10 protein-coding genes (1 of these 10 running past the window's edge) are annotated in these 10,703 nt (G+C 56.9%); 3 read left to right on the top strand and 7 right to left on the bottom strand.

Features of this window, described 5'->3' with window-relative positions; all coding sequences use genetic code 11:
• The 3 genes from murU to E1958_RS05865 form a co-directional block, all read left to right on the top strand.
• Positions 1–114: the final stretch of an N-acetylmuramate alpha-1-phosphate uridylyltransferase MurU gene (murU, locus tag E1958_RS05875; RefSeq protein WP_133511050.1), read on the top strand. It extends 555 nt beyond the left edge of the window; the window shows 114 of its 669 coding nt (coding positions 556–669); the start codon falls outside the window, past its left edge; it ends in the stop codon at positions 112–114.
• Between the two features lie 305 nt (positions 115–419).
• Complete coding sequence (locus E1958_RS05870) at positions 420–1,838, top strand: glutamate-cysteine ligase family protein (protein ID WP_133511049.1); 1,419 nt, start codon at positions 420–422, stop codon at positions 1,836–1,838.
• Between the two features lie 264 nt (positions 1,839–2,102).
• On the top strand, positions 2,103–3,137 hold the full coding sequence (locus E1958_RS05865) for a M14 family metallopeptidase (RefSeq protein ID WP_133511125.1): 1,035 nt from the start codon (positions 2,103–2,105) through the stop codon (positions 3,135–3,137).
• Between the two features lie 69 nt (positions 3,138–3,206).
• On the opposite strand, the gene asd is transcribed toward E1958_RS05865, so the two are convergent.
• The 7 genes from asd to rfbD form a co-directional block, all read right to left on the bottom strand.
• On the bottom strand, positions 3,207–4,322 hold the full coding sequence (asd, locus tag E1958_RS05860; protein ID WP_089726888.1) for an aspartate-semialdehyde dehydrogenase: 1,116 nt from the start codon (positions 4,320–4,322) through the stop codon (positions 3,207–3,209).
• Between the two features lie 321 nt (positions 4,323–4,643).
• Positions 4,644–5,297 carry a M23 family metallopeptidase gene (locus E1958_RS05855; protein WP_133511048.1) on the bottom strand — a complete coding sequence of 218 codons (654 nt, stop codon included), beginning with the start codon at positions 5,295–5,297 and terminating at the stop codon, positions 4,644–4,646.
• Positions 5,298–5,779: 482 nt separating this feature from the next.
• Positions 5,780–6,805, bottom strand: coding sequence for a hypothetical protein (locus E1958_RS05850; RefSeq protein ID WP_133511047.1), 1,026 nt, complete (start codon positions 6,803–6,805; stop codon positions 5,780–5,782).
• A 270-nt stretch (positions 6,806–7,075) separates the two neighbouring features.
• Positions 7,076–7,735 carry a HEAT repeat domain-containing protein gene (locus E1958_RS05845; RefSeq protein ID WP_133511046.1) on the bottom strand — a complete coding sequence of 220 codons (660 nt, stop codon included), beginning with the start codon at positions 7,733–7,735 and terminating at the stop codon, positions 7,076–7,078.
• A gap of 552 nt (positions 7,736–8,287) precedes the next feature.
• Positions 8,288–9,010: a HEAT repeat domain-containing protein gene (locus tag E1958_RS05840; RefSeq protein WP_133511045.1), complete on the bottom strand. Its 723-nt coding sequence runs from the start codon at positions 9,008–9,010 to the stop codon at positions 8,288–8,290.
• Positions 9,011–9,070: 60 nt separating this feature from the next.
• Positions 9,071–9,676, bottom strand: a complete 606-nt coding sequence (locus E1958_RS05835; RefSeq protein ID WP_133511044.1) for a hypothetical protein — start codon at positions 9,674–9,676, stop codon at positions 9,071–9,073.
• Positions 9,677–9,708: 32 nt separating this feature from the next.
• Entirely contained in the window at positions 9,709–10,698 is a 990-nt protein-coding gene (gene rfbD, locus E1958_RS05830) for a dTDP-4-dehydrorhamnose reductase (protein ID WP_133511043.1), read from the bottom strand.
• Positions 10,699–10,703 lie beyond the last annotated feature (5 nt).

The following is a 10,703-nucleotide window of genomic DNA, read 5'->3' as shown; positions in this document are numbered from 1 at the left end:
GCGATGGAACGCGGTCTGGTGAGCGGCGAACACTATGCAGGCCGCTGGCTCGACATCGGCACGCCGGAGCGTTTACAGGCGCTCGACCGAATGCTGAAACGCGGTGATTCGTAGTAAGCCCGGTCCCCCGGAAACGGATTTCGTTCTCTCGTTCCCACGCGCTGCGTGGGAACGAGAAAATGGACCAAGAATCGTCGATGATGACGAGCCGATTGCAATCGATTTGCGTTGATTCGCGTTCATTTGCGGAAAAAAATGATTCTCATGTTATCGGTACTTGGGTATCGCTGTACTGGGATTCCTTATGGGATTCCTTGATGGACCCGCATCTTTAACAAATGGGTCAAGTTTTTGCACTGCACAAAAAATTCACGCCTCGTCGGTCTGAGGCGAAGCCTCGCTAGTCTTCGGTCAATATCATGGGCCAGGAAATCGATACATCCCACTTTACGCCAGCCGACTTCGAGACCTTTGGGATACGCCTGCGCCAGGAAACAGAGCTGCTGGAGGGCTGGTTCCGGGACGGTGTCTTTGCCTCGACCCCTAAGGTCGGAGGCTTCGAGCTCGAGGCCTATCTGGTTGCGGCCGACCTGAGTCCCGCCCCGATCGTCGAGTCCTTTCTGGAACGTCTGGCCGACCCCCTGGTCGTGCCGGAGCTGGCTACCTTCAACGCCGAGATAAACGGTACCCCACAACGCCTGCGGGGGGACGCCCTGAGCCGACTGGCGGTAGAGCTGGAGGCCACCTGGAAACACTGTGTACAGGCTGCGGCCGGACTCGATGCTCGACTGGCCATGATCGGCATCTTGCCGACGGTGCGGCCGGAACACCTCGACATGGCGCACATGAGTCCGCTCAATCGTTACCGCGCACTCAACGAACAGATCCTCCAGCTGCGCCGGAGGCGTCCCTTCACCCTGAATATCCGGGGCAAAGATCACTTGTTCCTGGAACCGCAGAACGTGATGACGGAGTCGGCTACTACCTCCTTCCAGATCCATCTGCAGGTGAGCCCGGAGGAAGCGGGCCGACTCTATAACTGGTCCAAGGTACTGGCCGCCCCCATGGTGGCCGTCAGCGCCAACTCCCCCTTTCTATTCGGCTGCGACCTGTGGGAGGAAAGCCGCATTCCCCTGTTCGAGCAAGCGTTCTCAGTGGGCGGCCCCTTTTTCCGCGAGCGGGCCACCTTCGGACTGCGCTATGTGGAAGACTCGGTGCTCGAGTGCTTCCACGCCAACCTGGATCGCTTCCCGGTGCTGCTGCCGCAGGTTATGGACGAACCTCCCGAGCGGCTCGCCCATCTGCGTCTGCACAATGGGACCATCTGGCGCTGGAACCGACCGCTGATCGGTTTCGATGCCACCGGTACTCCCCATCTGCGTATCGAGCACCGCGTCATGCCCGCCGGCCCTAGCATTGCGGACGCCATCGCCAATGCGGCCCTCTATTTCGGCACCGTCCAGTCCTTTGCCGAAGAGGGTACACACCCCCGCCGGCGCATGCCCTTCAGCGTCGCCAAAGGCAATTTTTACCAGGCCGCGCGTGAGGGACTCGACGCCGAAGTGGAGTGGCTCGACAGACGTCCATCGACCCTCCGGCAAGTATTGACGGACGATCTTCTCCCCCGGGCGAGCCGGGGCCTGACCGAACTCGGCATCGCTGCCGCGGAGACGGAACACTGGCTGGGCATCATCGCCGGCAGGCTGCGGACCGGACAAACCGGGTCTGCCTGGCAGCGGGCCTGGATCGCACGGCACGGACGCGATCTCACGGCCCTGACCGCCGCCTATCTGGAGCACCAGGAGTCCGGTCTGCCGGTTCACCAATGGCCCCTATGATTGCCTTAGCTCAAGCCGCCATACCATGGGTTTGCCGACCCTGGGGCGTGTTGACATTTAACTCTAAGAGGCTGTCTAAAAAGACTTAAGTTGCTATGAAATCAAGGAGTTATATTCGATTGATGGTGAAAACACCTATTTTTCAAGAGCCCTATTCTTAAATCTATTTGCGTTTATTTGCGTTCATTTGCGGACAAATCTTCCGGGAGAATCCTGCCGGCTCAATGTTATCGGTAGTTGAGAGTATCCGTACTGGCCCGCACCATGCTCCAAGAACTCCACACACTCCCCGCCGGTCTTGCGGAGACCGGCCCCCGCGACCTGGAGGCCGTGCTCGGCGGCCCGACCCTGATCCATCTTCCCGGAGACCGGGAGCCGACCCTGTTTGTATCCGTGCTCCTGCACGGCAACGAGCCGGTGGGGTGGAACGCCCTGCGCTCCCTGCTCGCCGATTACCGGAAACGCTTCGGTACCTTGCGCCTACCGCGCACCCTGAGTCTGTTCATCGGCAACGTCTCCGCCGCCGCTTCAGGGGTACGCCGTCTCCCGGGTCAACCCGACTACAACCGGATCTGGCCCGGCTGTGAATCCCCCCCCACACCGGAGCACACCATGATGCAACAGGTCGTCGCCATCATGCGGCGACGCGGTTTCTTTGCCAGCGTGGATATCCACAGTAATACCGGCTGTAACCCCCACTATGGTTGCGTCAATGTCCTGGACAATCGCTATCTGCACCTGGCAACCCTGTTCAGCCGCACCCTGGTCTATTTCACCCGACCCTGCGGCGTGCAATCCCTCGCCATGAGTCGGCTGGGCCCGGCGGTAACCTTGGAGTGCGGAAAGGAGGGGGAAAAGCACGGCGTGGACCACGCCCGTGACTATCTGGATGCCTGCCTGCACCTATCCGCGTTGCCGAAACACCCGGTAGTCTCCAGGGATATGGACCTCTTCCACACCGTCGCCCAAGTCAAGATACCGGAGGCCGTGAGCTTCGGATTTCCACCGGGGCATGCCGACATCCTGTTGAGCCCGGAGCTGGAGCGCTTCAACTTCCGGGAGCTGCCCCGCGGCACTACCCTTGGCCGCGTGAACACGCACAAGAGGGTCCGGCTTGAGGTCCGAGACGAGCAAGGCAGGGATGTCGCCGACCGTTACTTCTCCATCGCCCAGGGCGAACTGCGCCTGAAGCTGCCGGTAATGCCCGCCATGCTCACCCGTGACGAGGCCGCCATTCGCCAGGATTGCCTGTGTTACCTCATGGAACGCTACGACGACCAGTTCCCACAGCGGCAATGAACACGCATGATCTTATTCGCGTTCATTTGCGGCAAAAAATGATTCCTCGGTACTGCTCTGCTGGACATATTAAGGTTCGAGCAACAAACGCAGCATACGGCGCAAGGGCTCGGCCGCTCCCCACAAGAGCTGATCGCCGACGGTGAAGGCCGAGAGGTACCGTTCGCCCAGATTTAGCTTGCGCAACCGCCCCACCGGTATCTCCAGGGTGCCGGTGACCGCCGCCGGCGAAAGTGCCTGCACCGTAGCCTCCCGCTCATTGGGGACCAGGGTCACCCAATCGTTGGCGGAGTCGATCATGTCCTCGATCTCATCCAGCGGAATGTCACCGCTGAGCTTGATGGTCAGTCCTTGGCTGTGGCAACGCATGGCCCCGACCCGCACGCAGGTACCGTCGATGGGGATGGGCCGGCCCTGGCGCCCGAGGATCTTGTTGGTCTCCGCCATGCCCTTCCATTCCTCCCGGCTTTGACCGTTCTCGAGCTGGGTGTCGATCCAGGGAATCAGGCTCCCCGCCAAGGGGACGCCGAATCGGGCCGTGGGAAATCGCGCCCCGCGCATGGTCTCGGTCACCACCCGGTCGATGTCCAGGATGGCGGAAGCGGGGTCCGCCAGCAGCTCGGTTACGCTGTCGTGGAGGATACCCATCTGGGCGAGGAGCTCACGCATGTGCTGGGCACCGGCGCCGGAGGCGGCCTGATAGGTCATGGCGCTGACCCATTCCACCAGGCCGTGCCGGAACAGCCCTCCCAGGGCCATGAGCATGAGGCTGACCGTGCAGTTGCCGCCGATGAAATCCCGCTTGCCTGCGGCGAGGGCCACATCGATGACCTCGCGATTGACCGGGTCGAGTACGATGACGCTGTCGGACGCCATGCGCAGGGTCGAGGCGGCATCGATCCAATAGCCTCGCCAGCCCCTGGCTCTTAGATCCGGGTAGACCGCCTGCGTGTAGCTGCCCCCCTGACAGGTCAGCACCAAATCCATGGCGGCCAAGGCGTCGAGATCCCGGGCGTCTTGCAGAGGGGCGCTGCCCCTGCCCAGGTCCGGCCCATCCTGACCGACCTGGGACGTGGAAAAAAAGACCGGCTCGTCGATGTCCGCGAAGTCCTGTTCCTCGCGCATCCGATCCATGAGCACCGAACCCACCATGCCGCGCCATCCTACGAAGCCGACTCGATTCATCTTCAACTCCTGTTCCTCGGAATCTCCGGGCAGACCAAACACCCGCCCTCGCTTACTGAGAAAATCGAAAATAATGCTGCGTTCGCCCCCTTGGGAGGGTGTCGCAAAAGTCCTTTCGAACCACAGAGGACACAGAGAACGCAGAGAAGAGCACAGGCCGATTCTCTAGGTTCTCTGTGTCCTCTGTGGTTTAAACTTCACAAACTGGCAGCTGACACCACCGTTTTTACGACACCCTCCTTGGGAAAGAGGGTTGGAGAAGGTTGGGGTGAGGGGAGATCCAAGGGCCTTGGTCTCGATACGGTTAGTCATTGGGGCATTTTACGGATCAGCGACCCTGAATTTTGCCGCGAACTTAGTGGGACGGTCTCCGACAACTCTCAAAGGCGATCGACCTTTCTTCAACCAAGACAACGCCGTTCGATTGTAACGCGATATCTCATTGATATTCTTGTAAACGACCAGGTGTAATTGTGGGCATCGCCAGCCACCCGCGGCGTTACAGCGATTGGGTGGGAGACCACTATCTCCGACCGTGCCGATCAATGTTCCCACATCTACGGCGTCTCCCGTCGCTACGCGGATCTCATCGAGATGGGTATACCGGATAGCAAAGTTGGTATTTTCACGCGCTTGAATAATCACCTGCTTTCCGTAACCCTCTCCGGTGTCTTGCGCATAAATTACCGTGCCGGCCGAACCGCTTTTCACATTCAACCCCAAGTCGTCACGTCCGCTTCCGTAGTTCCAATTATTCGCGTAATAGTCATCCCCTAAATAAGGCCCTCCCCCAGGGCTATTGCCGGACACATGCCAGGTGGTTTTACCTTTCCCTTCATCGAACAACCAGCACAAACGGCTATAACCCATTTCCGAAAACGATGCTCGACAACCGGCAGCATCGACTATTCCCGGAATTAAGCATGCCCCGACCAAGATTAGAGAGATCATTCGATTGTTAAAGGTCACTGTCATGGTCGCCTCGTGGTTGAACTCCGGGACAAATCATTTGACTGCGCTGCCGGCGCCTACAACTCAATGCCATTAAGTCAGCTGCCGGCCGCTTGTGGTGGTCGGTTGGGTTAGTCGTACCTTCCGAGATGGCATTAGTCTGCAACTAGGATCCTTGAGGGATCCGGAGCTTTACAAATGAGTCAAGTTTGTGCGCTGCACAAAAAAATCGAGTAGTAACCCTTTAGTCCCCTTCGAATCTAACGCAAGGTCGCAATGACGCAAAGATTATTTTGGTTTGCTTGGCGTCGTGGCGACCTTACGCCTTGGCGTTAAACGACAAGGACATGGATTCACACCCAGGTTAGGTTTGTGCCTCTCTGGCTTCCAGACAAAAATTCACGCCTTGTTGGTCTGAGGCGGAGCCTCGCTGGGGGTTGTCGGTATTCAGGTATAAATATATAAGACATCTGAACAGTTACGTGTGCATATTCTTTAACCCCGTCCTATCGAGACACATAACGCAAGACTCTTAAACCACCCCAATTCACGATCATCAACAGCACTGTTGCTGTCACAAAATACAAAATATTCGGAGTGAAGGAAAGAGTAAACAAATCCACTTTCTTAAAGACCAAAGTATCCGGAAGAGTATGAAATAGCGTCGCAAGGGCGAGAATCAGAACATGGATCAGCCAAAATACCGCCCAGAACATCGTGCTATCCAGCACCTCTTTCTCCACCTCCTTCTTCGCCTTTTTGTCAAGCCAATTTAATTGCCACTCCTGTATTGCATAGACATAAAAAATAAAAACCAGAAAAGTCAACGAGTGGAGCGAAATCCACTTGAACAGCCTTACCTCCACTGTGAAGTGTAATCCGGATATGATTTCCTTTTTCAACTCCCCCTTCTTATTTTTTGGTTCCACCTGCTTATCTTCGACTCCCTTATCTCCGGCGTCACGCAAAAATTTCTCCCACCCAATCCATTGCCCTTCCAAGGGGCCCGTAAAGACCGGCTCAATAAAATAACGTATCCACAATCCGACCTCCTCCGACCCTTTTTGTCGGTCTTTAATATGAAGATCGGCCGCTACACATACGAACAAAGAAATAGCAATTACTCCCAAACCAATCGGTCCGATTATTGAACCTTTTATTACCTGTGCATGATTTTGATCAGTCTTTTGACCGGATTTTAGTTCTCGATCCCTGAAGTACAGATTGAAAAACACACCAGCAAAGACTGTACCGATATAAATAAATTTAAGTTGAAACCACTCGTACATACTTTTTGCGTTATCGGCTATTTCAGCAACAAGCTTATCATGCTCCGCAAACGCCAGCTCTGCGAACGAAAAAGTCACCATACCACGGCTTTTGTCAGTCCACTCCGGCCGTAGCTCTTCTTTTATATCAATAGGTGGGAGCCAGTAAATAATCCCCAATAACATCACGGCCAAAATCACATGTATCCCGCGAAAGAGAGGTATAAACCAGCCACCGCCTGCCCTATCACTATTATTACGCATTCCGATCAGCTTCCATTCGGTAAAGCGTCAGGGCCTGGTCCGTTGCCATTAACTTAAGGATTATGAGGCCGGTTCGTTTGGCTCCCACTTTGTCATTCCAGCAGGGATTGCCTGGCTGTGCGTCCCTGCCTGTCTGCGTGCAGGGACGCACAGGCAGGGACGCAGACAGGGGACGAGACCCGGCAGACCAGGCTTGCTCGTAAATGCCGGGTTTCGTTCCTCAACCCAGCCTACTCCCGACTCTGGCCTACGGCCCTTTTTGACAGCTTTTTAAGGCTGCGACGTGCGGTAGTATTCCGCCAGGCCCTTGTCGGCGATCTTCTTGTTGGTAGCCAACGCCTCGCTGATCATTTCCTGCGCCGCCCGGTCGTCACTCAGCTCTGGCGAGTTCCGGATCGACTCCAGCGCCTCGGCGGCCTTGCGATTCCCCGACAAGGCCAGACCCATGACCGCGTATTTGTTCAGCTCGCGCTCCGCCGTGGCGCCGAACTGCTCAACAAGAAAACCCTCGGTCCGTACCGGAAGGGTCAGGTTCGTTATCAGGTAATCGAGGGCCCTGCGATTCCCGGATTTATTGACCAGATACCCGAGTGCCATCATGGCGCTTGTCTTGGCCCTGCGCTGGCTCCGATTCAGCGTACCCTCATCGAGTCTCTCGATAAACGCGATCATCGGCTCCACAGCCCTTTCATCGCCGATTATCCCGAGAGTGGCGACGATGTTGGACCAATAATCCTGCTCCCTGGGATCCTTCAGCATCCTCAGCAAGGTGGGCACCACGGAGGCGTCGTACTCGCTCGCTTCCGCGTAGGGTAGGCTGTCAATGGGAACTTGCCGCACGAATTCTTTGATAGGCCCTTGGCTTGCCCCGCTTCCAGCCCAGGTCAGGGCCGCCACTGCCACCAGGATCTTCAGCGTGAGATTACGCATGGTCTACCTCCAGGTCATGTTCAACTTTTGGTAGTGATTAAAGTTTAATCAGTTAAAAATTTACCACAACCTTTGCCGCAAATGGGTAGTGGTAAATTTTTAAATGGTTAGCGTAGCACCCAATTTCATCTAATTTTACTCGTTGTCATTTCGAGCGAAGCGAGAAATCTTGTAACTTAAGTGGTCCTCTTACCGCCAAAGATTTCTCCCTTCGGTCGAGATGACAGGGAGTGGTTTTACCATGAAATTTTCAGCGCAACTGGGTAATAGAGCGGTTCATTAACCACGCCCCATTGCTTGATTTGATCCCCTTACCCCGGCCCCCTCGCTGCGCTCGGGGCAGACTCTCTCCCGGAGAGAACGGGGGTGAAGCTTACGGCGTGTCCAACCCACTGCTGATGGCGCTGTTTCCATTTAGACCTTAACCACTACCCGCAAATGAACGCTAATCGATGCAAATCAGTCACGATCGGTTCACCATCATCGACGGTTCTGGGTCCATTTGCGTTGATTTGCGGCTAACTTTTCCGGGGGAATCCTGCCGGATCGAGGTTATCGATAGTACTCCGCCAAGCCCTTGTCAGCGATCTCCTGATTGGCACGCAAGGCTTCCTCGACCATTTCGCTAACATCAAAACCGGAACGGGGGGCACTTACCGTCGCCATCGGGAGCGCCATCGGGTGGTCACTCGACTCCAGCGACTCCTGGGTCGCCTTCAGCGCCTCGGCGGCCTTGCGACTCCCCGACAAGGCCAGACCCATGGCTGCGTATTTGCCCAAGTCCTCGTCCTGCTCCGCTGTGGTAGCAGCGAAAGGACCGGCTGCCGCGGGGAGACTGTCGGTCCACGCCTGAGGTTTCAGGGTTGTCGTCAGGTAATCCAAGGCCCGTTGGCTCCCGGATTTATTGATCAGGTACCCGAGCGACATGACGGCAGCCGTCTTGGCCCTGCGTTGGCTCCGATTCGGCGTGCCTTTCTCCTTGAGTCTCTCGACGAACGCGATCATCGGCTCTACAGCGCTTTCATCGCCGATCATCCCGAGGGTGACAACGATGTTGGACCAATGGTCCTGCTCCTTGGGTTCCTGCAGCATCTTCAGCAAGGTAGGCACCACAGAGGCATCGTATTTGCTCGCTTCCGCGTAGGGCACGCCGTGAATGTAAAATTGCCGCACGAATTCTTTAATGTCCATCGAGCCCTGGCCTTGGCTCACTCCGCTTCCGGCCCATGTCAGGGATATCAATGCTGTCAGGATCTTCAGATTGAGATTGCGCATGGTCTACCTCCAGGTTGTGTTCGATCTTTACTCGAACAAGTCTCCGAACCATCAGAAATTTCATTTTCGAAGGGCGCTACATTCGGCTCGATTTATCTTCTTGTTCCTGGCACTGAGCCATTTGTGCATGAGCGCACTGTCGGCATTCCGATGGCCCCGGCCCTTAACGTGGCCATACTCATGGGCCCACAAGATACCTGCCTTATCCGAACTGATCGGAACGACAGCTAATGATTTGTTTTGCTGCGCGCAGCCATAGGCAACCACATACCTGCCGCACCAGTTGATCTCGTCGACCAGTTTTACGTCTCCCGGCAGCCTCATGATGGTATCGAAATCGGCCTGGCTGTCGATGCTGCCGCTTCCGGTATTGAACTCGGTGACGTCGCCTTTCCGTACCAATCTGACCGGGCAGGCCACATCGTCTGCGCCGTCTTTGGTCTGCAGGATTTCGGTGGCATCGGCCAAGATGCAGTCCACGCACTTGTTATCCAGGTCGGTCTTGGTGTGGCGGCGTACTGTCAGTTTTTGCCTGACCAGGTTGACGGGATCCCCGTCGATCACATTGGTGCAGTCCCTATTCCCATAGTTGCAATAGTCGTTGCCGGTAGAAGAGCAACCTGCAAGCACGACTGCGGCAAAAAATATTAAGGGTGTTGTTTTCATGCCCATCTCCTGCGGCCAGGTTGGATTGAGATTCATGCTATCGAGGATAATCGGCCATTCTTAAAACTTTTCGAAAGTCGATCGGATGCGACTTGGTTCCCACAAAATCCCAGGTCCTCCAGACACTGCCGTAAAGAGACCTGCCAATCCGGCAAGGCCAAGCCGAAGGTCTCCCGGAGCTTGGTGTTGTCCAGCACCGAATAGGCCGGGCGGCGTGCCGGGGCCGGATATTCGCGGGTCGGAATCGGCAGGAGTCTACAGCGGTGACCGCTGATATCAAGAATAGCGCGGGCGAAGTCGAACCAGCTCGTCTGGCCGCCGTTGGTCGCATGGTAGATACCCTTGACCCGCTCCGGATCAAGGTCGCCCCGCAGGATCCGATACAGGATCTGCGCCGTCACTTCGGCCAACATCCGGCTCCAGGTGGGTGCGCCGATCTGATCGTCTACGATGCGCAGCTCCTTCCGCTCGTCGAATAGCCGCAGCATGGTGCGCAGGAAGTTGCTGCCGCGCACCCCGTAGACCCAGCTCGTGCGTAGGATGATGGCATTGGCCCCGGTGGCCATGAGCGCTTGCTCGCCCCCGAGCTTGGTCTCACCATAAAGGTTCAGGGGCTCTGGCGCATCGTCCTCGCGATAGGGACGCTCGGGTTCATCCGAAAACATGCCCGAAAACACGAAATCCGTCGAGTAGTGAACCATAGGTACGCCGCGCCCATGCAACAGATCACCGAGCAGACCGGGTGCCTCGGCGTTGATGCGCCGGGCCAGCTCGCATTCTTCCTCGGCCTTGTCCACCGCCGTGTAGGCGGCGGCGTTGACGACCACATCGGGTGCCGACTCCCGGACCAGGTCGCTTATGGCACGTGGGTTGGCGAGGTCCACTCGCGGCCCCCAGGCACCATCCAGGGACGCAGCGATGAGCTGGCCCAGGGGCGCCAGGGTACGACGCAGCTCCCAACCCACCTGCCCGTTCGCGCCGATCAGGAGGATGTGTGGGCGCGCGGCCGTCTCGTTCAGCATAAGGA

The sequence above is a fragment of the Candidatus Thiosymbion oneisti genome (assembly GCF_004359955.1).
GTDB classification, from domain to species: domain Bacteria; phylum Pseudomonadota; class Gammaproteobacteria; order Chromatiales; family Chromatiaceae; genus Thiosymbion; species Thiosymbion oneisti.
Note: the sequence above shows the minus strand (reverse complement) of the source record. Positions and strands in the feature narration are given on the sequence as shown.